A 24975-nucleotide genomic window follows, 5' to 3' on the forward strand; every position below is an offset into this window, starting at 1 on the left:
GCCGGCGCCTGACGTCCGCTTAACCGCAACAGCGGCGGAAAAGCGGACATCTCCCGAGATCGCCGAAGGGCCAGAAGCGGAAGCAATCCAGACAATACAGCCGGAGCCGATCATGCCCCGGCGTCAGCCCGGGCGGAGACTCGGGCATTAACTTCGGGGGCTAGGCTGAGGCGTCGGCAAAGCTTCTCTGCTTCTGCGTAGCTTTTCATCGCCACTACGGACGTCCGTGATCGATTTTGGATGGAAACGATATGGTCCCCGCGTCGACGCGGGAGGGAACTTTCGGTTTCGCTCCGAGTCATATTTGTAACGCGATGCGGCTTGGCGCGGAGGAGGGATCATGTCGAAGTCCCGCATTGGAATGGCTGCGGCCGGCGTTGCCATGGTCGCTCTGGGCGCGCTGCCGAGCGCGGCCGAGGCGGGCTTCCGCCTGCGCGTTGGTGGCCCCGTCGGTGTCGCGCGCTTCGCGATGGCCAGCATGCTGTCGGTCGCAGGTCTCCGCCACGCACGCATGGCAGCACGCCACAGCCGCGTCCGAACCGCCGCCTTAAGACCGCAAGATCTCCGCTCCGCCGCCGAGTCGATCCACCCGAGTGCGCGTGCGCAGCTCACTGCCGTGGCGGCGCTGGCCGGCTGGCGGGGCGGCCGAGCTGCGCAAGGCTGGTGGCAGCACGCCGACGGTTCATACGGCTGGGTCGGTCCGCTGTTCTGGCCGTTCGCCTATAGCGATCTTTATGACTACGCGCTTCTCAGTGACGGTAGCGGCTTCTGGGCCTATGGCTACGGCGATCTCTACGCCGCGATCTTCTCGCCTTACGCTGCCAGCGATCTCTCAGCGTTCGCGGCCGAGCGCCCTGCCGGGAGGCGGCATCGCAAAGCGCCCTCCGTGCAGGAGCTCTGCGGCGCTGACACCGCCAAGATGACCGGCCTTCCCTTCGAGCGGATCGGCCGGGTGGTCGCGGCGAACGAGGCACAGCGCACAGCCTTCGACGAGCTCGCGAGCGCCTGGACTTCCGCCGGCGACACCATCCGCGCCTCCTGTCCAACACAGGCCGCAACCACCGCGCTGGAGCGGTTCGCGGCCATGCAGAGCCGCGTCAACGCGATGCTGAGCGCGGTTGCGGCCGTTCAGCCACCGTTCCAAAAATTCTACGATCTCCTGAGCGATGAGCAGAAGGCGCGGCTCAACGCGCCCCAACGCGACCGCCGCGCCAACGCCGCGGCCGCGAAGCTGAAGGAGATGCAGGACGCCGCCTGCCAGGCGAGCCGCGAACTGCAGGACGAGCAACAGGCCGAAAAGCAATACCGCGAGCTCGTCGCCCAGCAATGGCCCCTCGACGACATCGCCGCCAGCCTGAAACTGAACGATAGCCAACTCGCCGCTCTCGAAGTGGTGCAGGACACCACAACGGGTACTATGGAAGCCTTAAGCGCATGCCCGCCAAAGGACGCGCTCACCCCGCCGGCCCGCCTTAAGGCCGCAAAGGCGCGGTTGGAAGCGATGCGAGAGGCGATCAGAAACGTGAACGACGCGGTCGACGATTTCCATGCGAACCTGAGTGACGAGCAGAAGACGCAGTTCGAGGGGCTCGGGCCGAAGATGCGGGGGGTATGATTTTTCCATCCCCAAACGAGACTTTTTCACGAAAAAGGGCCAACAGCAGACAGTTGCCTTCGGCGCGATCCGTCAGTTGCCGAAAGACCCTTAACGCTCACGCTCCCAATTGAGGGTGCCAACAACTCGCTTACCGGGAAGAACTGCGCTGGCCTGTTCGGCTGTTCGAATCGAGAGCTTGTCTCCTTCCAGCTTGAAGAACCGGACTTGGGACGTACCGGTCAAAAGCTCGTTCCACGATAGATCGACGTCGGTCGTAAGCTTGTCCCCGTCGATGGTAAATTTTCCGGTGTAGACCATCAGCGATTTGAGGAGCGCGGCCGAGTCCGCATCATTCGTTGCCGGCTTGCGATCTGGCCTAGCGATCATGAACGCCGAGAACCCGTCCGGCGTAAAGACCGCCCTACCTTTGGGTTTGGGACCGAAAGGCTCTGTAGCGTCTCCGCCGATAATCTGAATCGTCCATGAAGTTAGTTTCCAACTACCGGCAAGTCGTCCCGCGATATCCTCTGCAAGGGCAAATCCAGATTGAAAACAGAAGCATACAGCGACAAGGACACCGAGACGCATCATCTTCGTCCTTCTCCACCACTAACCAGTGCATCAAGTAATGAGCAGACTGCCCTGAGCGACGAAACGCGCGAGAGCAAGGCTTAGGGAAGTCCGCTTCGGGTCAAACTCGACAAAACTCAAAGTGAGCATAATGCGTCCGCTTTCGGGCACATCGCAACCGCTCCCGTCGGCACGGGCTCATTGAGCCTGACTGCCGAGCCATGATTCAAATCTTTGACCGAAGCGGGCCGAATCATGCGCTACGAACTCTACGACGAGGGATGCACCGCCATCAGGCCGATGCTGCCAAACAAGCCGCCCGGCGCACCACTGGTGAATGATCGTCGCGTCCTCCGAGCAGCATCAGTCCGGGACGCCGGCCGCCTTGAGGGTTTCACGATAAGTCGCGGACATCGATTCCACCGGGAAGGGGATCCGCGCCAGGAAACCGGACACCGTGAACTCCGGGTCGACCTTGAGCAGCTCGCGCGCGGTCTGGGTCGCGCGCTCGGTCTCGCCGGTCTTGACCAGCGCCACGATCAGCACGCGCAGGGCGACTGCGAAGCGGCGGTTCTGCGCCAGCGCCTTGTCGGCCCAGGTCACGGCTTCGACGAAATCCTGGTCGAGCACCGCGCAGATCGCCAGCGCCGCGGAGGCGAACCAGCCGCGCGGGTCGCGCGGGTTGAGCCGTTGTGCGCGCTCGATCATGGCACGGCCCGTTTTCTGATTGCCGCGCATCGCCTCGATCCAGCCGCCGAGCACGAGCGCCATCGCCGAGTTCGGGTTGATCGCAAGCGAACGCTCGAACAGTTCGCGCGCGGGCTCGATCTCGTCGGCCATGTTCCAGATCGCGAACGCCGCCATCCACAGCACCTGCGGATCGCCGGGCGCAAGCTCGACCGCGCGCCAGGCCTGCGCGACCGCGCGTTCCCGGTAGGCGTCGTTCGGCTTCAGCCAGCCCTGGAAATGGCGCAGCGCGTGGCAATAGGCCGACGCCGCCAGCGCCGGCGCGTAAGAAGGGTCGAGCGCCAACGCCTGGTCGAGGCAAGCGAGCGCGGCGGTCATGCTCTCCGGCGTGAACTCGTAGCGAAGACTGTAGGCGCGCAGCAGCAGGTTCGTAGGCGTCGAGCTTGTGCGGCGGCGCCGCGCGCAGCCGCTCGGCCTCCGCGATAAGCAAGGTCGGCTCGATCGCGCCGACCACGTTCTCGGTGATGCGGTCCTGCAGGTCGAACACGTCGGTCGCCGCGCCATCGAACCGGTCGGCCCACAGATGCGCGCCGGAGACGGCGTCGATCAACTGCCCGGTGATGCGCAGCCGATCGCCGCCGCGGCGAACGCTACCCTCGAGCACATAGCCGACGCCGAGGTCGCGGCCGACCTGGCGGATATCGACCGCCTTGCCCTTGTAGGTGAAGGCGGAGTTGCGCGCGATCACGGTGAGGCGGCTGCAGCGGGCAAGCGCGGTGGTGATGTCCTCGGCAATGCCATCGGCAAAATAATCCTGCTCCGGATCGCCGCTCATATTGGTGAACGGCAGCACCGCGATCGACGGACCCTCGATCGGCCGCGGCGGGGTGACGTTGTCGCCGATCGGATGATCTGATGCGGTGTCCTCCCTGACATCGCCGACAAAGCGGAGGCCCTTGCGGGGCAGGGTGCGGATCAGCCGCTGCTCCTCGCCATTGTCGCCGATCGCGGTTCGCGCGGCATTGACCCGGCTGCTTAGCGTTGCTTCCGAGACGATCCGGCCGTGCCAGACGGCTGCCAGCACCTCGTCGCGGCTGACCACGCGGTCGCGGGCGCGGATCAGGAACTCGAGGAGGTCGAAGACCTGCGGCTCGACCGCCACCAGGGCATCGCCACGGCGCAGCTCCCGGCGCTCAGGGTCGAGGATCAAGTCGTTGAAATGGTAAGTCAAATTCGATGGTCGGGCGGCCGGCGGCTGAATGCGCGGCGGAACCTAACACAGCTGGCCCGGAGCCAAAATCACGACGCTCTGAAGGACAAATCCACGTCCTCTGAAAGCGGACGCGGTCGGTCTCTGCAATAGTCAAACCCGACAGCAGACGCAGGAGATCGCCATGTCCAAATCCATCAATCAGCAACGCCGCCGCTTCCTGGGCATCGCCGGCGGGATCCTCGCCGCTTCCAGGTTCGGCTTGATCGGATCGGCCCAGGCCCAGGCCCAGCCGGTGCTGCCTGAGGTCAAGGTCGGCGCCCATACTTCGATCGGTCCGGTCAAGCAGATCAATGCCGGCGTGCTCGACACCGGCTATGTCGAGATGGGGCCTGCGTCCGGTCCCGCGGTGATCCTGCTGCACGGCTGGCCCTACGACATCCACAGCTATGCCGACGTCGCGCCGGCGCTGGCCGAGGCCGGCTACCGGGTGATCGTGCCGCATCTGCGCGGCTACGGCACGACGCGCTTCCTCTCCAGCGACACGATGCGCAGCGGCCAGCCGGTCGCGGTCGCTGCCGACATCATTGCGCTGATGGATGCGCTGAAGATCGAGAAGGCCGTGCTCGGCGGCTATGATTGGGGTGCACGTACCGCAAATATCATGGCGGTGCTCTGGCCCGAGCGCTGCAAGGCGATGGTCTCGGTGAGCGGCTACCTGATCGGCAGCCAGGCGGCCGGCAAGATGCCGCTGCCGCCGAAGGCCGAGCTGCAATGGTGGTACCAGTTCTATTTCGCGACCGAGCGCGGGCGCGAGGGCTATGCCAAGAACCGGCACGATTTTGCCAAGCTGATCTGGCAGCTCGCGTCGCCGCAGTGGAAGTTCGACGACGCCACCTATGACCGCAGCGCGGCGGCTTTCGAGAACCCCGACCACGTCGATATCGTGATCCACAATTACCGCTGGCGGCTCGGGCTCGCCGAGGGCGAGGCGAAGTACGACGCGTTCGAGAAGACGCTCGCCCAGGCGCCTGTGATCGCGATCCCGACCATCACGATGGAGGGCGATGCCAACGGCGCGCCGCATCCGGAGCCCGCGGCCTATGCCAAGAAGTTCTCGGGGCATTATGAGCATCGGACCCTGACTGGCGGCATCGGCCACAATCTGCCGCAGGAGGCGCCGCAGGCCTTCGTCCAGGCCATCATCGACGTCAGCAAGGCCTGAGCAGCGCGGACCAAGGATCATGACACAGGTTGTGAAATGGGCGGCTGCCGCGATCGCGGCAGCCTGCATCAGTGCCGCATTGCCGTTTGCTGTCGGCCATGCTGATGACGCGGCGCTGGCATCGCCGATCTTCGGCGTGACAATTCCCGAGGGCTATCGCGACTGGAAGCTGATCGCGGTCGGCGAGGAGACCGGGCTCGACGAACTCCGCAGCGTGCTCGGCAACGCCACTGCCGTGAAGGCCTATCAGGACGGCGTAGCGCGATTCCCTGACGGCACCGTGCTGGTCAAGCTTGCCTGGAAGCGCAAGCCGGTCGCCGGGCTTAATGGCGCCTTCATCACCGGGCCGGCGACCACCGTGCAGGTGATGGTGAAGGACTCCGCCAAATATGCCGCGACCGGCGGCTGGGGCTTTGGCCGCTTCATCGACGGCAAGCCTGTCGATGCCGCCCAGCACGAGACGTGTTTCGCCTGCCACGAGGCCCACGCCAGCGATCACGACTTCGTCTTCACGCACTATGCGCACTAGGCGAGCAATATCGGTGTGGAGACCGGCGCGGTCCGATCTGGCGCTGTGGTTGCTGCGGGGCTAGTTTCCCCGCAGCAATCGCATGCGGGGAACGGCTTTGACCATCACCATCTACGGCATCAAGAACTGCGACACCATGAAGAAGGCGCGCGCCTGGCTTGACGATCATGGCGTCGCCTATGATTTCCACGACTACAAGACCGCGGGGATCGCCAAGGACAAGCTCAAGCATTGGAGCGACGAGGTCGGTTGGGAAACGCTGCTCAATCGCGCCGGCACGACCTTCAAGAAGCTGCCCGATGCCGACAAGGAAGGTTTGAACGAGCGCAAGGCGCTGGCGCTGATGGCGGAGCAGCCGTCGATGATCAAGCGTCCGGTGCTCGACCTGGGCGCAAGGCGCGTCGTCGGCTTCAAGCCGGATGTCTACGCCAAGGACGTGCCGGCCAAGGCGCGCAAGAAGGGCTGACGCGTTAGGGACGAGTCTAGATCAGCTCGACTGAATCCTGGCTCGCCGGATGATCCGTCGGCACGAAGCTGCGGTCGATCACCGCGCGCACGGTGACGACCGGGACCGACTTCGGCGTCACGCCCATCAGGTTCTGCAGCCGAAATCCGCCCTCGATGCTGATCGCCTTGTACGAGCCGATGATGTGTTCGACGGTATCGCAACGTCCGAACGGCAGCAGCAGCCGTTCATAGGAGACGTCCTTGCCGTCGGCGTCCGTGACCTCCGCAACCGTATAGGTCGGACGCTTGCGCGTCAGGCAGGCGCGATACGAGAGGATCACGCCGGCATAGCGCTCCTGGCCGATCGCATCATCCAGATAGCGGTTGGTGCGCAGCCGCGGATCGACGTGCTCGTTGCCGTAGGCGGTGGTCAGCCTTGCACCTTGTTGGGTGATCAGGAAGCGGGCGTCCTCGCCGCCGCCGACCACGTCAAAACCCATCATGTCGGCGCGCTCGTCGGCGGTGCCTTCGGTGTGGAAGTCGCTCAGCCTGGGAAGCGCGTCCGGCTTGCGCACCGCGCGCAGCCAGGCATTCAGCAGCACCCGCTGCGTGATCGATTTGACCACCGATGGATCGGCACTCTCGAATGGCATCGGCTAGCCGAATTCAAGCACATCCCCGAGCGGGATGCGGCCGGGGGCACGGTGGTACAGGTCGCGGTCGATGATCGCGCACAGCTTGAAGTTCGGCAGCACGACATTGCCGCGCATCAGATTGCGGATTTCGAAATGGCCGTCGTCGCTGATCGTCTTCAGCGACGCGACCAGATGCGTGACAGGGCCGCCATCCGAGAACGGCAGCAGCAGCCGTTCATAGGCCACGACGTGACCGTAGATGTCGTCGATGTCGGTGATGGTGTAGGCGGGGAGGCGGCGGGCGATGCATTCGCGGTAGACCGGCATCACGACCGGCGCGAGCCGCGGGCCGAGATAGTCGTCGAGCAGGCGGCCCTTGCCGCTATGTCCGTAGGCGGTGGCCATCCGCGTGCCGTCGCTCTCGATCGTCAATCGCGGCGGTTGCGAAGCCGCGTCGACGCTGAGGAACACGGTGTCCGGCAAATCTTCCTCGATCCGCTCCGGTTGAAATTCATCCATGCGCGGGATCGTCTGGCTGCGGGCATAAAGCCGCAGCCACGTGTTCAGGAAATCACGTTGCCGGATCGACTTGACGACCGAAGAATTGGCGCTCTCGAAATGCAAGGCTCTGGCCATTCTCAATGCAATGGCCGGAGCTTCGGCGACAGGCGGAAATATTCTATGAAAGTGACGGTCCGGAGCAAAACACCGTTAACGGCCGCTTTCCCGAGGCGCAAAGCCCGTTCAAATACCATTCGACTAAGGATCAACCGGAACTGGTCGCGCCGATACCGCACCGCACAGCTTTCGACCTTGCGTAACCGCCGCAGATGACGGCATATTCCGGCCCGGAGGCGACGGGCCCCGGACGGTTTCCAAGACGGTCGGACAACCTGTCGAACACGAAAAAAGCTGGCCACGCGGGCGACGGGCTTCGCGGCGATGGCGTATGGGGGATTCTATTTGGCCGATGAGTTCATTCTCGAAACCAGCGGATTGACCAAGGAATTCGCGGGTTTCTTCGCCGTTCGCGACGTTGCCTTGAAAGTGCGTCGCGGCAGTATTCACGCGTTGATCGGGCCGAACGGCGCCGGCAAGACGACCTGTTTCAATCTGCTGACCAAATTCCTGAAGCCGACGGGAGGGCAGATTCGCTACAAGGGCCAGGACATCACCGCGATGCCGCCGGCCGATGTGGCGCGGCTTGGCCTCGTCCGCTCGTTCCAGATTTCGGCGGTGTTTCCGCATCTGACCGCGCTCGAGAACGTTCGCGTGGCGCTGCAGCGCCAGCATGGCTCGTCGTTTGATTTCTGGCGCTCGAAAACCGTGCTCGACCGCTTCAATCCGCGCGCCCACGAGCTCCTGAACGACGTCGGCCTGAGCGAGTTTGCCAACACGCCGGCGGTCGAGATGCCGTACGGCCGCAAACGCGCCCTTGAGATTGCAACGACGCTCGCGCTCGACCCCGAGATGATGCTGCTCGACGAGCCGATGGCCGGCATGGGTCACGAGGACATCGACAAGATCGCGGCGCTGATCAAGCGGATCTCCGCCAAGTACACCATCCTGATGGTCGAACATAACCTCTCGGTGGTGGCCAACCTCTCCGACATCATCACCGTGCTGACGCGCGGGCAGGTGCTGGCGGAGGGCAACTACGCCGACCTCTCCAAGGACGAGCGCGTGAAGGAAGCCTATCTGGGAGCGGGTCATGGCTGAGGCACAATTGGCAGAGAAGCCCGTGGCTGCGGCCGGCGCCGAGGTGCTCACGGTCAAGGATCTGCAGGCCTGGTACGGCGAATCCCACATCCTGCACGGCATCAATTTCAACGTGAAGGCCGGCGAGGTGGTGACGCTGCTCGGCCGCAACGGCGCCGGCAAGACCACGACGCTGAAGTCGGTGATGGGCGTGATCGGCAAGCGCTCCGGCTCGATCCGCTTCGACAACAAGGAGATCATCCGCGCCACCTCCGACCGCATTGCGCGGCTCGGCATCGCATTCTGCCCCGAAGAGCGCGGCATCTTCGCCAGTCTCGATGTGAAGGAGAACCTGCTGCTGCCGCCGGTGGTTCGTCCGGGCGGCCTGCCGCTCGACCAGATCTTCACGCTGTTTCCGAACCTGAAGGAGCGTCTCACCAGCCAGGGCACCAAGCTCTCGGGCGGCGAGCAGCAGATGCTGGCGATCGCGCGCATCCTGCGCACCGGCGCGCGCTTCCTGATGCTGGACGAGCCGACCGAAGGGTTGGCGCCGGTCATCATTCAGCAGATCGGCCACACCATTGCGCGCCTGAAGTCGCAAGGATTCACCATCCTGCTGGTCGAACAGAATTTCCGTTTCGCCTCGACCGTTGCCGACCGCTACTACATCGTCGAGCACGGCAAGGTGATCGACGGCTTCGCGAATTCGGAGCTGTCGGCCAACATGGACAAGCTGCATACCTATCTCGGCGTTTGAAATCGCCAGCCAGAAAATTTAAAGACTGAGGAAATACGACATGAAGAACACGATTTCAGCGTTCCTGCTCGGCACCGCGATGGTGCTGTCAGCTGCAAGCGTCGCCTCCGCTGACGACAAGACGGTCAAGATCGGCGTGCTGTCGGATCAGTCCGGCCTCTATGCCGACCTTGCCGGCCCCGGCTCGACGCTGGCGGCGCAGATGGCGATCGAGGATTCCGGCCTCAAGGCCAAGGGCTGGACCATCGACCTGATCTCCGGCGATCACCAGAACAAGCCCGATATCGGCACCACCATCGCCCGCCAGTGGTTCGACGTCGACAAGGTCGACACGGTCGTCGACGTGCCGAATTCCGGCGTCGCGCTCGCGGTGAACAACATCGTGAAGGAGAAGAACGGCGTCTACATCAATTCGGGTGCTGCGACCTCCGATCTCACCAACGCGCAGTGCTCGCCGAACACCGTGCACTGGACGTACGATACCTATATGCTGGCCCACGCCACCGGCCAGGCGCTGGTGAAGGCGGGCGGGGACACCTGGTTCTTCCTGACCGCGGACTACGCGTTCGGCGCGGCGCTCGAACGCGATACCGCGGCGGTTGTCACCGCCAACGGCGGAAAGGTGGTCGGCGGCGTCAAGCATCCGCTCAACACCGCTGACTTCTCCTCCTTCCTGCTGCAGGCGCAGGCCTCCAAGGCCAAGATCATCGGTCTCGCCAATGCCGGCGGCGACACCACCAACTCGATCAAGCAGGCCGCCGAGTTCGGCATCGTCAAGGGCGGCCAGAAGCTCGCGGCGCTGCTCCTGTTCCTCACCGACGTCAAGGCGATCGGGCTGGAGACTGCGCAGGGCCTCAACTTCACCGAGACGTTCTACTGGGACCTCAACGACAACACCCGCGCCTTCTCCAAGCGCTTCTCGGCGCGGATGAAGAGCGGCGCGCCCCCGACCATGGTGCAGGCCGGCGTCTATGCGGGCCTCACGCATTACTTCAAGGCGCTGGAAGCGCTCGGCGGCAATCCGCATGACGGCGCCAAGGTGGTCGCGAAGATGAAGACCATCCCGACCGACGATCCGCTGTTCGGCAAGGGCGAGGTCGAGGCCAACGGCCGTGTCACCCACGATGCCTATCTGTTCGAAGTGAAGAAGCCCTCGGAGTCCAAGGGGCCGTGGGACTTCTACAAGCTGGTCGGCACCGTGCCGGGCAACCAGGCCTTCACGCCGCTCGACAAGAGCACCTGTGCGCTTCTGAAGAAGTGACGGTCATGCCCGCCGGCCATGAGCGTGGCCGGCGGGCTTCATCTATCCAGCGAAAGCTCATTCGATGCAGGCTCTCTACGCACAGCTTCTGGTGGGACTGATCAACGGCTCGTTCTACGCGCTGCTCAGTCTGGGGCTCGCCGTCATCTTCGGCATGCTCAACATTATCAATTTCGCGCACGGCGCGCTCTACATGATGGGCGCCTTCGTGGCGTATTTCCTGCTCAATCTGGGCGGCATCAACTACTGGTGGGCGCTGCTCATCGCGCCGGTCATTGTCGGCATCTTCGGCATGATCCTCGAGCGCACCATGCTGCAATGGCTGGCCGGCCTCGACCATCTCTACGGACTGCTGCTGACCTTCGGCATCGCGCTGATCGTGCAGGGCGTGTTCCAGAACTATTTCGGCTCCTCCGGTCTGCCGTATTCGATCCCGGATCAGCTCAAGGGCGGCGTCAATCTCGGCTTCATGTTCCTGCCGATCTATCGCGGCTGGGTCGTCATCTTCTCGCTGGTGGTGTGCCTTGCCACCTGGTTCCTGATCGAGAAGACGCAGCTTGGCGCCTATCTGCGCGCCGCGACCGAGAACCCGACGCTGGTGCGCGCCTTCGGCATCAACGTGCCGCGCATGATCACGCTGACCTACGGGCTCGGCGTAGGCCTTGCCGCGCTCGCCGGCGTGTTGTCGGCGCCGATCAACCAGGTCCGCCCGCTGATGGGGGCCGATCTCATCATCGTGGTGTTCGCGGTGGTCGTGATCGGCGGCATGGGCTCGATCATGGGCTCGATCATCACCGGCTTCGCGCTCGGCGTGATCGAGGGACTGACCAAGTATTTTTATCCCGAGGCCTCCAACACCGTGGTGTTTGTCCTGATGGTGGTGGTGTTGCTGGTGAAGCCAACGGGACTGACGGGACGGGCGGCCTGATATGTCAGCATTGACCGACGATACACTTCCGGTGACGCCGCGCGCGATGCGCGACGAGATGATCGTATTCGCCGTGATGGCGGCGCTGCTGGCAGTGGTGCCGTTCACGGGGATCTATCCCTTCTTCGTGATGCAGGCGCTGTGCTTTGCGCTGCTCGCCTGCGCCTTCAACCTCCTGATCGGCTATGGCGGCCTGCTGTCGTTCGGCCACGCGATGTTCCTCGGCACTGCCGGCTACGTGACCGCGCATGCGCTGAAGGTGTGGGGACTGCCGCCCGAACTCGGCATCGTGGTCGGCACCGCCGCCGCGGCTTTGCTCGGCCTCGTCACCGGCTTCATCTCGATCCGCCGCCAGGGCATCTATTTCTCGATGATCACACTGGCGCTGTCGCAGCTGCTCTACTTCATCTATCTGCAGGCGCCGTTCACCCATGGTGAAGACGGCATCCAGGGCATCCCGCAGGGGCGGCTGTTCGGGATCTTCGATCTCTCGAAGCCGCTGGTGCTTTATTACGTCGTGCTGGTCGGCTTCCTCGCCGGCTTCCTGCTGATCTACCGGACCATCAACTCGCCGTTCGGCGAGGTCTTGAAGGCGATCCGCGAGAACGAACCGCGCGCGATCTCGCTCGGCTACAAGACCGACCAGTACAAGATGCTCGCCTACATCCTGTCGGGCACGCTGGCGGGCTTCGCCGGCTCGCTGAAGGTGTTCGTGGCGCAGAACGCCTCGCTTACCGACGTGCACTGGTCGATGTCCGGTGAAATCGTGCTGATGACGCTGGTCGGCGGTCTCGGCACCATCTTCGGACCGGTGGTCGGCGCATTCGTGATCATCGCCATGCAGCAATATCTCGCCGGCTTCGGCCAGTGGGTGACGGTGATCCAGGGCGTGATCTTCGTCGCCTGCGTGCTGCTGTTCCGGCGCGGCCTGGTCGGCGAGCTGGCCCATATGCTCAGGCGGTCGCTGTAGGGCAGGGCGCGGCCTGCGATTTCCGGCTGAATAGCGGTGGACGACCGCCCGTTCGGGCGGTCGATCGGTGGTTTTCCTGCCAGATGCTCTATGACAGTTTTGTGACAGTCGCTAAAAGGGCTGTCCCGGAACGATGGAACTGAGACATGCTGCGCTGGTTTCGCGCCTTCCTGCCCAGGGAAGAGCGGTTTTTCGACCTGTTCGCCCGCCACGCCCATACCTCCGTGCAGTGCTCATTGGCGCTGCAGGACATGCTGAAGGGCGGGGAGGAGACCCCGGTCTTCTGCCAGCGTGTCAATCAGTTCGAGAACGACGCCGATAGTGTCACCCGTGAGGTCCTGACCGCGGTTCGCCGCACCTTCATTACCCCGTTCGACCGCGGCGACATCAAGAACCTAATCACCGCGATGGACGACGCGGTCGACCAGATGCAGGCGACCGCGAAGGCGGTCATGCTGTTCGAGGTGCGTGAGTTCGAGCCGCCGATGCGCGAGATGGGCGGCCTGATCGTCGAATGCGCCAATCTGGTGGTCCGCGCGCTGCCCTTGTTGCAGGCGATCGGCCAGAACGTCTCGATGCTGACCCAGATCACCGAAGAACTGACCAAGCTCGAGGGCCGGGTCGACGATCTCCAGGATATCGGGCTCAAGGAATTGTTCCTGAAGCACCGCAACGCCAACGCGATGGACTTCATCGTCGGCGCGGAGATCTACGATCACCTCGAGAAAGTGGCCGACCGCTTCGACGACGTCGCCAACGAGATCAATTCGATCGTGATCGAGCAAGTATGAGCATGATCCGGAAAAGTGTGATGCGGTTTTCCGGCGCGACAAACGCGGAACGCGTTTGCGCGGAGATCATGCTCAAAGAAGCACAGTAGAGCGGGGCCATCACGTGGACGCCACGCTGGGTCTTCCGGTTCTCACCATCCTGATCGCGGTCGCGCTGCTGTTCGACTTCCTGAACGGCCTACACGATGCCGCGAACTCGATCGCGACCATCGTCTCGACCCGCGTGCTGCGGCCGCAATATGCGGTGTTCTGGGCGGCGTTCTTCAACTTCGTCGCCTTCCTGGTGTTCGGACTGCATGTCGCCAACACCATCGGCACCGGAATCATCGAGCCGTCGGTGGTGGACGCGACCGTGATCTTCGCCGCGCTGGTCGGCGCGATCGTCTGGAACGTGATCACCTGGGCGCTGGGCATTCCCTCGTCGAGCTCGCACGCGCTGATCGGCGGCCTGGTCGGCGCCGGCATGGCGAAGGCGGGCATTTCCGCGGCGGTGTGGAGCGGGCTCACCAAGACCTTGCTCGCGATCGTGCTGTCGCCGCTGGTCGGCTTCCTGCTGGCGCTGGTGCTGGTTGCGATCGTGTCCTGGCTCTCGGTGCGCTCGACGCCGTTCGCGGTCGATCGCGCTTTCCGCATCCTGCAATTCGCCTCGGCGTCGCTCTATTCGCTCGGCCATGGCGGCAACGACGCGCAGAAGACCATGGGCATCATCGCCGTGCTGCTCTACTCGCAGGGCCATCTTGGCGACACCTTCGAAATTCCGTTCTGGGTCGTGCTGTCCTGCCAGAGCGCGATGGCGCTGGGCACCCTGATGGGCGGCTGGCGGATCGTGCGCACCATGGGGCTGCGGATCACCAAGCTGACGCCGATGCAGGGCTTTTGCGCCGAGACCGGCGGCGCAGCGACCCTGTTCATCGCGACCTATCTCGGGGTTCCCGTATCGACCACCCACACCATCACCGGCGCCATTGTCGGCGTCGGTGCGGCACGGCGGCTGTCCGCCGTGCGCTGGAATGTGGCGAGCTCGATCGTCTATGCCTGGGTGATCACGATCCCGGCGTCGGCCGCGGTCGCGGCCGCGACCTATTGGGTGGTGCAGGTATTGAAGTGACCATAGCGTTTTCGAGCGAAGTGGAAGCCGGTTCGCGCTAAGAAAACGTGGCCAAGACAGAACCTACCCGACCAGTTTCAGTCCGACGATGCCGGACACGATCAGGGCGATGCTGGCAAGCCGCATCGCGGTCGCGGGTTCGCCGAGCAGGATGATACCGAGCGCCGCGGTGCCGACCGCGCCGATCCCAGTCCAGACGGCATAGGCGGTTCCAATCGGCAACGTCTTCAGCGCGATACCAAGCAGGATCACGCTGCCGGCCATCGCCGCGAGCGTCAGCGCCGACGGCACCAGCCGCGAGAAACCCTCGGTATATTTCAGCCCGATCGCCCAGCCGATCTCGAGCAGGCCAGCGGTGAAGAGAATGGCCCAAGCCATCACGAACCCTCCAGATAAGGCAGGGTCGTCCCCGCTGACGGTATGGTGAGGAGAAGGTCGTCCTTCTCGCACCTATATGGGGATGGTGCGCCCGTCCGCATTGCGACAAAACGCCCTTGATTGCGCCCGTTTTCCCTGCCAAACGCTGCCCCGCCATGTCCGATACCGCTGCAACAACCGAATCGCCGTCCCGCTCGCCACTGTCAGAGGAAGTGGCGCGACGGCGCACCTTTGCGATCATTTCCCATCCGGACGCCGGCAAGACCACGCTGACGGAAAAGCTGCTGCTGTTCGGCGGCGCCATCAACCTCGCGGGCCAGGTCAAGGCCAAGGGCGAGCGGCGCAACACACGCTCGGACTGGATGAAGATCGAGCGCGAGCGCGGCATCTCGGTCGTCACCTCGGTGATGACCTTCGAGTTCAACGACCTCGTGTTCAACCTCCTGGACACGCCGGGCCACGAGGACTTTTCGGAAGACACTTACCGGACGCTGACCGCGGTCGACTCCGCGGTCATGGTGATCGACGCCGCCAAGGGCATCGAGGCGCGGACGCGAAAGCTGTTCGAGGTGTGCCGCCTGCGCGACATCCCGATCATCACCTTCATCAACAAGATGGATCGCGAGAGCCGCGACACCTTCGAGCTGCTCGACGAGATCGAGAAGACGCTGGCGCTCGATACCACGCCAATGACCTGGCCGGTCGGCCGCGGCCGCGACTTCCTCGGCACCTATGACGTCGTCAGTGGCGGCGTGCGGCTGCTCGAGGGCGGAGGCGCCAAGACCGGCGCCACCGAGCAGATCGACATCGGCGATCTCGGCAAGCGCAACCCCAATCTCGACGTCGCCGAGGTCAGGGACGAGCTCGCGCTGGCCTCGGAAGCGTGCAAGCCGTTCGAGCTCGCGGCGTTCCGCGAAGGGCATCTGACGCCGGTCTATTTCGGCAGCGCGCTGCGCAATTTCGGCGTCGGCGACCTGCTGGAAGGCCTCGGCAAGTTCGCGCCGGCGCCGCGCGCGCAGGATTCCGATCTGCGCAAGGTCGAGGCGGCCGAGCCGCGCATGAGCGCGTTCGTGTTCAAGATCCAGGCCAACATGGATCCGAACCACCGCGACCGCATCGCCTTTGCCCGGCTGTGCTCGGGCAAGCTGAGCCGCGGCATGAAGGCCAAGCTGGTGCGCACCGGCAAGAACATGAGCCTGTCGAGCCCGCAATTCTTCTTCGCCCAGGACCGCTCGGTGGCGGACGAGGCCTTTGCCGGCGACGTCGTCGGCATTCCCAACCACGGCACCTTGCGGATCGGCGACACCCTGACCGAGGGCGAGGATCTGACCTTCGTCGGCGTGCCGAGCTTTGCGCCGGAAATCGTCCGCCGTGTCCGGCTCACCGATGCGATGAAGGCGAAGAAGCTGAAGGAAGCCCTGCAGCAGATGTCGGAGGAGGGCGTCGTGCAGGTGTTCCGCCCGCGCGACGGCGCGCCGGCGCTGGTCGGCGTGGTCGGCCCGCTGCAGCTCGACGTGCTGAAGGCGCGGCTCGATGCGGAATATTCGCTGCCGGTCGAATTCGAGATCTCTGAATTCTCGCTGGCGCGCTGGATTTCCTCCGACGACCGCAAGAAGCTCGACGCCTTCGTTGCCGCCAACAATTCCGGCATCGCTGACGACGTCGACGGCGATCCCGTGTTCATGGCCAAGAACGAGTTCTATCTCGGCTACACCCGCGAGCGCGCCGAGGGCATCACCTTCTCCAACGTCAAGGACGTGAAGAAGAAGGCGTAAGGCCCATTCCTCGGTGTCGTCCCCCGGCTTGACCGGGGGACCCAGTACGCCGCGGCCCATCGATTGATCACAACCGTCTCTGGAATACTGGATCGCCCGGTCAAGCCGGGCGATGACAGTTGGGTTGTGGCGCGAAAAGCGCGAGGACGTGAAGAAGCGGGCGTAGTGTCGCCAAGCCTGCCGCTGTCGTCCCCCGGCTTGACCGGGGGACCCAGTACGCCGCGGCCCATCGATTGATCACAACCGTCTCTGGAATACTGGATCGCCCGGACAAGCCGGGCGATGACAATGGGGTTGTGACGCGAAAAGCGCGAGGACGTGAACTCGTCCCCGCTTGCTCCGGTCCGGCCGCGGTACCATTTTCTCCGGAGTGCCTTCCGGATCCAGCTGCATGCTCCGACGCGTCATCATCTACCTCGCTCTTGCCGTGCTGGCCATCGGCCTCGTGGGCGCGGCCGGCGCGCAGGAAAGGCAACAGACCAACCCGGTGCCATTCGCGCACACGCCCTGCAGCGTGCTCGACAGCGGGCCCTGCACGCCATCCTATTGCAGCGTGTTCAACCACGGCCCGTGCCTTCCCGAGATGGATTATCCGTACGGCGAAAATCTCCAGCTCACGATCCTGACCGTGCCGCCCGAGGGGCAAGCCCAGAAGTACCACAAGCCGGACCATGATCTCGATACCATCGGCGATCTCTTCGCGGCGCTGCGTTCCTGCTGGGCACCGCCGCCACCGGACGACGCGCGCGAGGGCATGCAGATGTCGGTGCGCTTCAGCTTCAAGCGGACGGGCGAGATGATCGGCACGCCGCGCCTGACATTCGCGACGCGGGGCGTCCCGGCGGACACCCGCACGACCTACCTCAATGCGATCAACGCCTCGCTGGGCGCCTGCCTGCCGCTGAAATTCACCGGCGGGCTCGGCGGCGCGCTGGCCGGGCGCCCGATCATGATCCGCTATGTCGACAACCGCGAGCTCGCCAGGCCGGTCGGCAACCCCTGATCCGCCGCCCGGCATGATGCATTGCCACCCGCCCGGCGAAGATGTTACGCGAAGACTTCAATCGATCAGGGGAGGAACATCGTGGGACTGCTCGTCATGATCCTGGGTCTCGTGCTGTTCCTCGGCATCCATGTGCTGACCAGCCTGCGCGACCTGCGTGCCGGCCTGATCAAAACGATGGGCGAGGGCGCCTACAAGATCGTCTATTCGCTCGCCGCCGCCGCAGGGCTGTTCCTGATTGTCTGGGGCTTCGGCCACTACCGCGCGACCGGATGGATCGACGTCTGGACGCCGCCGACGGCGTTGAAGCACATCGCGGTGGCGCTGATGCTGCCCGCCGTGATCCTGGTCGTTGCCTCCTATATCCGCGGCCGCATCTACACCACGCTGAAGCACCCGATGCTGGCGGGCGTGAAGCTGTGGGCGTTCGCGCATCTGCTGGCCAATGGCGACCTCGGCTCGATCATCCTGTTCGGTTCGATTCTCGGCTGGGCGGTCTATGACCGCATCTCGCTGAAACGCCGCACGGATGCCGGCGCGCCGCCGATCCCGGTAGGCGGCCCAACCAACGACCTGATCGCGATCGCGGTCGGTGTCATCGCTTATCTGGCGCTGGCGTTTGCGTTCCACCCGGTCGTGATCGGCGTGCCTGTCATGGGAGCCTGACAATGTCTGTTCAATCCGCCATCAAGCGCAAGACCGCGCCCGATCTGCGCGCCCGCAAGAACGGCGAGCCGATCGTGATGCTGACGTCCTATCACGCGCATACCGCAGCGCTAGTCGACCGTCATTGCGACGCCATCCTGGTCGGCGATTCCCTCGGCAACGTCATGCACGGATTCGAGACCACGGTGCCCGTCACGCTCGACATGATGATCCTGCAGGGCCGCGCGGTGATGCGCGGCTCGCAGGCGGCCCTCGTCGTGGTCGACATGCCGTTCGGCTCGTACGAGGGCTCGAAGGAGCAGGCGTTTCAATCGGCGGTGCGGATCATGAAGGAAACGCTGTGCGGCGCGGTCAAGCTCGAGGGCGGCGCGCGGATGGCGGAAACCGTTGCGTTCCTGTCCGAGCGCGGCATTCCCGTGATGGGCCATATCGGCCTGACACCGCAGTCGATCAACACGCTCGGCTCGTTCCGCGCGCAAGGCCGCGAGGAGGAGAACTGGGCGCCGATCGAGAACGACGCTCACGCGATCGCGCAAGCCGGCGCGTTCTCGATCGTGGTCGAGGCGGTGGCCGAGCCCTTGGCGCGCAAGATCACGCAATCGATCGCGGTGCCGACGATCGGCATCGGCGCCAGTGCGGCCTGCGACGGCCAGGTGCTGGTGCTGGAGGACATGCTCGGCCTGTCGCCGCGCGCGCCGAAATTCGTGCGCCGCTACGGTAATCTCGGGCCAATGATCGAGGAAGCGATCGCGGGCTATGCGCGCGACGTCAAGAGCCGTGCCTTCCCCGGGCCGGAGCACGTCTACGGCATGAAGAAGAGCTGACGGAGCGGGCATGGACTGGTCGCAACACGCACTGCCGCCGATGCGGCTCGAGCCGCGCTTCGGTGACCGCGTCGTGCCGGCTTTCCCGGAGCGGCCGGGCAGCCTGTGGGCGATGATCGCTGAGGCCGTGGCGCAGAACGGCGACGGCGAGGCGTTGGTCTGCGGCGATCAACGCCTGAGCTGGCGCGAGGTGGCCGAGCAATCGGCGAAGGTTGCGGCGGGCTTTGCCGCGCTTGGTCTTGCGCCCGGCGACCGCGTCGCGATTCTGCTCGGCAACCGCATCGAGTTCGTGCTGACGATGTTCGCCGCCGCCCATGCCGGGCTGGTGACGGTGCTGCTCTCGACCCGCCAGCAGAAGCCCGAGATCGCCTATGTGCTGAACGATTGCGGCGCGACGCTGCTGGTCCACGAGGCGTCGCTTGCCGGTCGCATCCCGGACGTTGCCGATATTCCCGGCCTCAAGCATCGCATCTCGGTCAGCGACGACGGTGCCTCGCAATTCGCAGGTCTGCGCGACCATGTTCCGGCGCGAGCGCCGGCGGAGGTGAGGGAAGAGGACACCGCGATGATCCTCTACACCTCGGGCACCACCGGCCGGCCGAAGGGCGCGATGCTCGCCCATTGCAACATCATCCACTCCTCGCAGGTGTTCGCGTCCTGCCTGAAGCTGACCAGGGCCGATCGCTCGATCGCCGCGGTGCCGCTCGCCCATGTCACCGGCGCGGTCGCCAACGTCACGACCATGGCGCGCTGCGCCGGTGCGTTGATCATCATGCCGGAGTTCAAGGCGGCGGAATATCTCAAGGTCGCCGCCCGCGAGCGCGTCACCTACACGGTGATGGTGCCGGCGATGTACAATCTCTGCCTGATGCAGCCGGATTTCGACAGCTACGACCTGTCGAGCTGGCGGATCGGCGGCTTCGGCGGCGCGCCGATGCCGGTCGCAACCATCGAGAAACTCGACGCCAAGATTCCCGGGCTGAAGCTCGCCAATTGCTACGGCGCGACCGAGACCACGTCGCCCTCGACGCTGATGCCGGGCGAACTGACCGCGGCCCATATCGACAGCGTCGGCCTGCCGTGTCCCGGCGCCGAGATCATCGTGATGGGGCCTGACGGCCGCGAGGTGCCGCGCGGCGAGATCGGCGAGCTCTGGATCCGCAGCGCCTCGGTCATCAAGGGCTACTGGAACAATCCGAAGGCGACCGCGGAGAGCTTCACCGCCGGCTTCTGGCATTCCGGCGATCTCGGCTCGGTCGACACCGCAAACTTCGTCCGCGTGTTCGACCGCCAGAAGGACATGATCAACCGCGGCGGCCTGAAGATCTATTCCGCCGAGGTCGAGTCGGTGCTTTCAGGCCATCCGGCCGTGGTCGAGAGTGCGATCATCGCAAAGTCGTGCCCGGTGCTCGGCGAGCGCGTCCACGCCGTGATCGTGACCCGCACCGACGTCAACGTGGAGAGCCTGCGCGCCTGGTGCGCGGAGCGCCTGTCGGACTACAAGGTGCCCGAGACGATGGCACTGACATCAGAGCCGCTGCCGCGCAACGCCAATGGCAAGGTGATCAAGCGCCAGCTGCGCGAGAGTCTGGCGGGGGCGTGAGCCCGGGGCAGGACAAACTTCCCCGGTTAACGCTTTGATCCGCCTCGCTTTGCCTTGCCTCCGCCACACCGTTAGGGTAACGCCGCCGCGATGTGGGGATCGGGTGCGGGCATGGCCTCACCGAGATTCGCGGTCCCGAGGGGATGGGATAGCCTTAAGTGTCTGAATTATTTGACGAAGTCAACGAGGAAGTCCGTCGCGATCAGCTCAAGAAGCTGTGGGACAAGTACTCGATCTTTATCATCGCCCTGGCGATCCTGGTGGTCGCCGGCGTCGGTGGCTGGCGTGGCTACCAATATCTCGAGGCCAAGAAGGCGGCCGAGGCCGGTGCGGCGTTCGACCGCGCGGCCGAGCTGTCCGAGCAGAACAAGCACGCCGAGGCGGAGGCCGCGTTCGCCGACCTCATCCCCAAGGCGCCGTCCGGCTACCGCAATCTGGCGCGGCTGCGCATGGCCGCCGAGGTCGCGACCCGCGACCAGCCGGCCGCAGCCAAGCTCTATGACGAGATCGCAGCCGACCGCAGCGTCGGCGGTCCCGAGCAGGATCTGGCGCGGATCCGCGCCGCGCAGATCCTGATGGAAACCACGACCTATCCGAACATGCTGCAGCGGCTCGAGGCGACGGCCACGGCGAAGGATTCGACCTTCCGCCACTCCGCGCGTGAGCTGCTGGCGCTGTCGGCCTTGCGCGCCAACGATGCCACCGCCGCGCGGCAATGGCTCGAGCAGATAGCCAGTGACGGCGAGACGCCGCCGAGCCTGCGTTCGCGTGCCGAAGCGCTGCAGGCCTTGTTGCCGCCGGTCGCCAAGAGCTGATCGGCGCGAAACCCGAGTCTGAGTGAGAGATCGACCATGCGCCGCTCGCAACGCCTGATCGCAGCCGCAGTTCTCGTCGCGCTTTGCAGCGTGTTGGCGGGCTGCGGCGGTGGTGGCATGTCCAATTTCGACCCGAGCGACCTGCTCGACTTCCTCGACACCAAGAAGAAGCTGGCCGGCGACCGCAAGCCAGTATTCCCGGAAGGCGTGCCCGGCCTCGAGCAGGGCGTGCCGAAGGAATTGTACAAGGGCTCGCAGCAGGAACAGCTCGACCAGCAGAACGCCGCGGCATCAGCGGCCCAGGCGGCTCCGCCGCCCGAGCCGCCGAAGGGCGCCAAGAAGAACGCCAAGGGCCGGGCGGCGGCGGCCGCAGCCCCCGCGGCGGATCAGGCGGCGGCTCCCGACGCCGCGCCGGAGGAGGGCGCGCCCGCCGCGCTGCCGCCGGAGCCGAAGCCGAAGAAGATCGTCCGCCGCCGTACCACCGCGCCGCCGGCCGACGACCAGCAGGCGCAGCCTGCGGCGCCGGCCCAGACCCAGACCTCGCAACAATCCGGCGGCGGCTTCCCCGCGCCGCTACCGAGCGGCGGCTTTACACGCTAACCGCTAGCTGAGTTCCACCTCGCCCCCGCCTACGACGAAGGGGGAAGGTGCCCGATCATTTGCTTCGACCGACCAACATTCCTGCTGTAGTTCTTGCCAGCACCTTGACCCGCGCGTCGCAGACCGCGCCTGGATGATCCATGTCCTTCACCATCGCCATTATTGGCCGGCCCAATGTCGGAAAGTCGACGCTGTTCAACCGGCTGGTCGGCCAGAAGCTCGCGCTGGTCGACGACGAGCCCGGCGTGACGCGTGACCGCCGCGAGGGCCAGGCCCGGCTCTACGATCTCGACTTCACCATCATCGATACCGCGGGTCTCGACGAGGGCGCCAAGGGCTCGCTGACGGCGCGGATGCAGGAGCAGACCGAGACCGCGATCGAGCTTGCCGACGCCCTGATGTTCGTGATCGACGCCCGCGTCGGCCTGACGCCGACCGACCGCGCCTTCGCCGATTTCGCCCGAAAGGCCAACAAGCCGGTGGTGCTGGTCGCCAACAAGGCCGAAGGCAAGCATGGCGAGATTGGCGCCATGGAGTCCTACGCGCTCGGCCTCGGCGATCCCGTCCAGATATCTGCCGAGCATGGCGAGGGCATGGGGGATCTCCGCGATGTGCTCAGTGCGTTGATGCCGGAGCCCGTCGAGGAGGAAGAGGAGATCGAGGGTGTCGAGGATTGGTCGGATGAGGAGATCGCGCAGCGTCCGATCCGCGTCGCCATCGTCGGCCGCCCCAATGCGGGCAAGTCGACGCTGATCAACCACCTGCTCGGCGAGGAGCGGCTGCTGACCAGCCCCGAGGCCGGCACCACGCGCGACTCCATCGCGGTCGAGATTACCTGGCAGGGCCGCCAGTTCCGCGTGTTCGACACCGCCGGCCTGCGCCGCCGCTCGCGGATCGAGGAGAAGCTGGAAAAGCTCTCGGTCGCCGACGCGTTGCGCGCGGTGCGCTTCGCCGAAGTCGTCGTGATGATGATGGACGCGCAGAACCGGTTCGAGGAGCAGGATTTGCGCATCGCCGACCTGATCGAGCGCGAAGGCCGCGCCATCGTGCTCGCGGTCAACAAATGGGACCTCGTCGAGCGCAAGCCGAACCAGATCTCGCAGCTGCGCACCGATGCCGACCACTGGCTGCCGCAGGTCAAGGGCGTGCCTGTTGTCGCCGTCTCCGGCCTGATGGGGGAGGGCATCGACCGCCTGATGATTGCGATCCAGGAGGCCTATGCGGTCTGGAACCGGCGCTTGCCGACGGCCGCGCTCAATCGCTGGTTCGAGCAGGCGATCCAGGCCGCCCCGCCGCCGGCCGTCTCGGGCCGCCGGCTGAAGCTGAACTACATCACGCAAGTGAAGGCGCGCCCGCCGAGCTTCGTGTTGTTCTGCTCGCGCGCCGACGCGATCCCGAGATCCTATTTGCGCTACCTCACCAACTCGCTGCGCGAGACCTTCGATCTGCCGGGCACGCCGATCAGGATCACGCTGCGCGAGAAGGCCAATCCGTTCGCCCACAAGCGCAAACGCCCGTCATGAGCGGCGAGGTGGCGCATAGCGTTTTCGAGCGACGTGGGTACCGGTTCGCGTGAAGAAAACGCGTCAAAACGAGAAAGACGCAGCGGACGCGCCGCAGGCGCGCGGTGCCGCCGTCATCTTCATCTTCGTCACCATCCTGCTCGACACGCTCGCGCTCGGTGTGGTCATTCCGATCCTGCCGAAACTGATCGAGAGTTTCGTCAACAACGACACCGCGAACGCCGCGCGCATCTTCGGGCTGTTCGGTACGATCTGGGCGTTGATGCAGTTTTTCTGCTCGCCGATCCTGGGGGCGCTGTCCGATCGCTTCGGTCGCCGGCCCGTGGTGTTGTTGTCGAACTTCGGGCTTGCCGCCGATTATGTGGTGATGGCGCTGGCGCCGACGCTGAGCTGGCTGTTCATCGGCCGGATGATCTCGGGCATCACCTCGGCGAGCATCTCGACCGCGTTCGCCTATATCACCGACGTCACCGCGCCCGAGCAGCGCGCCGCCGTGTTCGGCAAGATCGGCGTCGCGTTCGGCGCGGGATTCATCCTCGGGCCGGCGCTCGGCGGTTTGCTCGGCCAATTCGATCCGCGGCTGCCGTTCTGGGTCGCAGCGGCCTTAAGCTTCGCCAACGGCCTCTACGGCCTGCTGATCCTGCCGGAGTCGCTGCCCGCCGGGCGCCGCTCGCCGTTCCGCTGGCGGAGCGCCAATCCTGTCGGCGCATTGCATCTGTTGCGCTCGAGCCGGGTGCTCGCCGGGCTGTCGCTGGCGAATTTCTTCGCCCAGCTTGCCCATGTCGTGCTGCCCTCGGTGTTCGTGCTCTACGCGACCTATCGCTATGGCTGGAGCACCGGCACCGTCGGCGCGACGCTGGCGCTGGTCGGCGTCTGCGCCATGATCGTGCAGGGCGCGGCGATCGGCCCAATCGTCAAGCGTTTCGGCGAGCGCAACACGCTGTTCCTCGGGCTCGGCTTTGGGGCGGCCGGCTTCTTTATCTTCGGTGCGGCGCCGACCGGGCCGGAATTCTGGATCGGCATTCCCGTGATGGCGCTGTGGGGCGTCGCGGGCGCCGCGACGCAAGCGCTGACCACGCGGCTCGTTGCGGCAGACCAGCAGGGCCAGCTGCAGGGCGCGACATCAAGCGTGCAGAGCGTCTCGCAGCTGATCGGCCCGTTCCTGTTCACGCTGACGTTTGCGTATTTCATCGGCGACAGTGCGCCCGTGAGGTTGCCCGGCGCGCCGTTCTATCTGGCGGGCACGCTATTGCTGCTCGCGCTCGCGATTGCGTGGCGCGCGACGGCGGCGAAGACAACTGCGTAGGGTGGGTTAGCCGACTACGTCCGCTGTAGCGCAACGAGCGAAGGCGGAAGGCGTAACGCACCATCTTCT

The 24975-nt window shown here is 65.0% G+C and carries 25 protein-coding genes and 1 pseudogene; 21 read left to right on the forward strand and 5 right to left on the reverse strand.

What is annotated here, in order from left to right:
- The first annotated feature begins 361 nt into the window (after positions 1–361).
- On the forward strand, positions 362–1615 hold the full coding sequence (locus HAP48_RS35685; protein ID WP_166204479.1) for a Spy/CpxP family protein refolding chaperone: 1254 nt from the start codon (positions 362–364) through the stop codon (positions 1613–1615).
- 90 nt (positions 1616–1705) lie between these two features.
- On the opposite strand, the gene HAP48_RS35690 is transcribed toward HAP48_RS35685, so the two are convergent.
- Together HAP48_RS35690 and HAP48_RS35695 are read right to left on the reverse strand one after the other, a co-directional pair.
- Complete coding sequence (locus tag HAP48_RS35690; RefSeq protein WP_166204480.1) at positions 1706–2188, reverse strand: lipocalin-like domain-containing protein; 483 nt, start codon at positions 2186–2188, stop codon at positions 1706–1708.
- Between the two features lie 342 nt (positions 2189–2530).
- A pseudogene (locus HAP48_RS35695) lies at positions 2531–4037 on the reverse strand (winged helix-turn-helix domain-containing protein).
- Here HAP48_RS35695 and HAP48_RS35700 point away from each other — a divergent pair.
- The 4 genes from HAP48_RS35700 (at position 3918) to HAP48_RS35715 (ending at position 6284) form a co-directional block, all read left to right on the forward strand.
- On the forward strand, positions 3918–4217 hold the full coding sequence (locus tag HAP48_RS35700; protein WP_224497166.1) for a hypothetical protein: 300 nt from the start codon (positions 3918–3920) through the stop codon (positions 4215–4217). The pseudogene HAP48_RS35695 and the gene HAP48_RS35700 overlap by 120 nt on opposite strands.
- Before the next feature lie 31 nt (positions 4218–4248).
- Positions 4249–5289 (forward strand): alpha/beta fold hydrolase, encoded by a 1041-nt coding sequence (locus tag HAP48_RS35705; RefSeq protein ID WP_166204481.1) that lies wholly within the window; start codon positions 4249–4251, stop codon positions 5287–5289.
- A 19-nt stretch (positions 5290–5308) separates the two neighbouring features.
- On the forward strand, positions 5309–5818 hold the full coding sequence (locus tag HAP48_RS35710; RefSeq protein WP_166204482.1) for a cytochrome P460 family protein: 510 nt from the start codon (positions 5309–5311) through the stop codon (positions 5816–5818).
- A gap of 97 nt (positions 5819–5915) precedes the next feature.
- On the forward strand, positions 5916–6284 hold the full coding sequence (locus HAP48_RS35715; RefSeq protein WP_166204483.1) for an ArsC family reductase: 369 nt from the start codon (positions 5916–5918) through the stop codon (positions 6282–6284).
- A gap of 16 nt (positions 6285–6300) precedes the next feature.
- On the opposite strand, the gene HAP48_RS35720 is transcribed toward HAP48_RS35715, so the two are convergent.
- Positions 6301–6918: a hypothetical protein gene (locus HAP48_RS35720; protein WP_166204484.1), complete on the reverse strand. Its 618-nt coding sequence runs from the start codon at positions 6916–6918 to the stop codon at positions 6301–6303.
- A gap of 3 nt (positions 6919–6921) precedes the next feature.
- Positions 6922–7536, reverse strand: a complete 615-nt coding sequence (locus HAP48_RS35725; RefSeq protein WP_166204485.1) for a PAS domain-containing protein — start codon at positions 7534–7536, stop codon at positions 6922–6924.
- Positions 7537–7863: 327 nt separating this feature from the next.
- Between HAP48_RS35725 and HAP48_RS35730 the strand changes: the two genes are divergently transcribed.
- The 7 genes from HAP48_RS35730 (at position 7864) to HAP48_RS35760 (ending at position 14413) form a co-directional block, all read left to right on the forward strand.
- Positions 7864–8619: an ABC transporter ATP-binding protein gene (locus HAP48_RS35730; RefSeq protein WP_024581422.1), complete on the forward strand. Its 756-nt coding sequence runs from the start codon at positions 7864–7866 to the stop codon at positions 8617–8619.
- Positions 8612–9355, forward strand: a complete 744-nt coding sequence (locus HAP48_RS35735) for an ABC transporter ATP-binding protein (protein ID WP_166204486.1) — start codon at positions 8612–8614, stop codon at positions 9353–9355. The genes HAP48_RS35730 and HAP48_RS35735 overlap by 8 nt, the downstream gene beginning before the upstream one ends.
- Positions 9356–9395: 40 nt before the next feature.
- Positions 9396–10616, forward strand: coding sequence for an ABC transporter substrate-binding protein (locus HAP48_RS35740; RefSeq protein WP_166204487.1), 1221 nt, complete (start codon positions 9396–9398; stop codon positions 10614–10616).
- Between the two features lie 64 nt (positions 10617–10680).
- Complete coding sequence (locus tag HAP48_RS35745) at positions 10681–11544, forward strand: branched-chain amino acid ABC transporter permease (protein WP_050406473.1); 864 nt, start codon at positions 10681–10683, stop codon at positions 11542–11544.
- Position 11545: 1 nt separating this feature from the next.
- The gene (locus tag HAP48_RS35750; RefSeq protein ID WP_166204488.1) at positions 11546–12514 is read left to right on the forward strand and encodes a branched-chain amino acid ABC transporter permease; all 969 of its coding nucleotides are present in this window, start codon (positions 11546–11548) and stop codon (positions 12512–12514) included.
- A gap of 146 nt (positions 12515–12660) precedes the next feature.
- The gene (locus tag HAP48_RS35755; RefSeq protein ID WP_166204489.1) at positions 12661–13305 is read left to right on the forward strand and encodes a DUF47 domain-containing protein; all 645 of its coding nucleotides are present in this window, start codon (positions 12661–12663) and stop codon (positions 13303–13305) included.
- Between the two features lie 103 nt (positions 13306–13408).
- Positions 13409–14413: an inorganic phosphate transporter gene (locus HAP48_RS35760; RefSeq protein WP_166204490.1), complete on the forward strand. Its 1005-nt coding sequence runs from the start codon at positions 13409–13411 to the stop codon at positions 14411–14413.
- Positions 14414–14476: 63 nt separating this feature from the next.
- Here HAP48_RS35760 and sugE read toward each other — a convergent pair whose 3' ends face one another.
- The gene (gene sugE, locus HAP48_RS35765) at positions 14477–14791 is read right to left on the reverse strand and encodes a quaternary ammonium compound efflux SMR transporter SugE (protein WP_166204491.1); all 315 of its coding nucleotides are present in this window, start codon (positions 14789–14791) and stop codon (positions 14477–14479) included.
- A 155-nt stretch (positions 14792–14946) separates the two neighbouring features.
- Between sugE and HAP48_RS35770 the strand changes: the two genes are divergently transcribed.
- The 9 genes from HAP48_RS35770 to HAP48_RS35810 all read left to right on the forward strand — a co-directional run bounded on the left by HAP48_RS35770 (position 14947) and on the right by HAP48_RS35810 (position 24906).
- Positions 14947–16566 carry a peptide chain release factor 3 gene (locus HAP48_RS35770; RefSeq protein WP_166204492.1) on the forward strand — a complete coding sequence of 540 codons (1620 nt, stop codon included), beginning with the start codon at positions 14947–14949 and terminating at the stop codon, positions 16564–16566.
- Positions 16567–16957: 391 nt separating this feature from the next.
- Positions 16958–17569, forward strand: coding sequence for a hypothetical protein (locus HAP48_RS35775; RefSeq protein WP_166204493.1), 612 nt, complete (start codon positions 16958–16960; stop codon positions 17567–17569).
- A gap of 81 nt (positions 17570–17650) precedes the next feature.
- Complete coding sequence (locus tag HAP48_RS35780; protein ID WP_166204494.1) at positions 17651–18235, forward strand: NnrU family protein; 585 nt, start codon at positions 17651–17653, stop codon at positions 18233–18235.
- Between the two features lie 2 nt (positions 18236–18237).
- Positions 18238–19059: a 3-methyl-2-oxobutanoate hydroxymethyltransferase gene (gene panB, locus HAP48_RS35785; protein ID WP_166204495.1), complete on the forward strand. Its 822-nt coding sequence runs from the start codon at positions 18238–18240 to the stop codon at positions 19057–19059.
- A gap of 10 nt (positions 19060–19069) precedes the next feature.
- Positions 19070–20662 carry a class I adenylate-forming enzyme family protein gene (locus HAP48_RS35790; RefSeq protein WP_166204496.1) on the forward strand — a complete coding sequence of 531 codons (1593 nt, stop codon included), beginning with the start codon at positions 19070–19072 and terminating at the stop codon, positions 20660–20662.
- A gap of 158 nt (positions 20663–20820) precedes the next feature.
- Positions 20821–21477, forward strand: a complete 657-nt coding sequence (locus HAP48_RS35795) for a tetratricopeptide repeat protein (protein WP_166204497.1) — start codon at positions 20821–20823, stop codon at positions 21475–21477.
- A gap of 36 nt (positions 21478–21513) precedes the next feature.
- Positions 21514–22077, forward strand: coding sequence for a hypothetical protein (locus tag HAP48_RS35800; RefSeq protein ID WP_166204498.1), 564 nt, complete (start codon positions 21514–21516; stop codon positions 22075–22077).
- A gap of 140 nt (positions 22078–22217) precedes the next feature.
- Positions 22218–23600: a ribosome biogenesis GTPase Der gene (der, locus tag HAP48_RS35805; RefSeq protein WP_166204499.1), complete on the forward strand. Its 1383-nt coding sequence runs from the start codon at positions 22218–22220 to the stop codon at positions 23598–23600.
- 49 nt (positions 23601–23649) lie between these two features.
- Entirely contained in the window at positions 23650–24906 is a 1257-nt protein-coding gene (locus HAP48_RS35810; RefSeq protein WP_166204500.1) for a TCR/Tet family MFS transporter, read from the forward strand.
- The last annotated feature ends 69 nt before the right edge of the window (positions 24907–24975 follow it).

Source organism: Bradyrhizobium septentrionale, from assembly GCF_011516645.4.
Lineage (GTDB): Bacteria > Pseudomonadota > Alphaproteobacteria > Rhizobiales > Xanthobacteraceae > Bradyrhizobium > Bradyrhizobium septentrionale.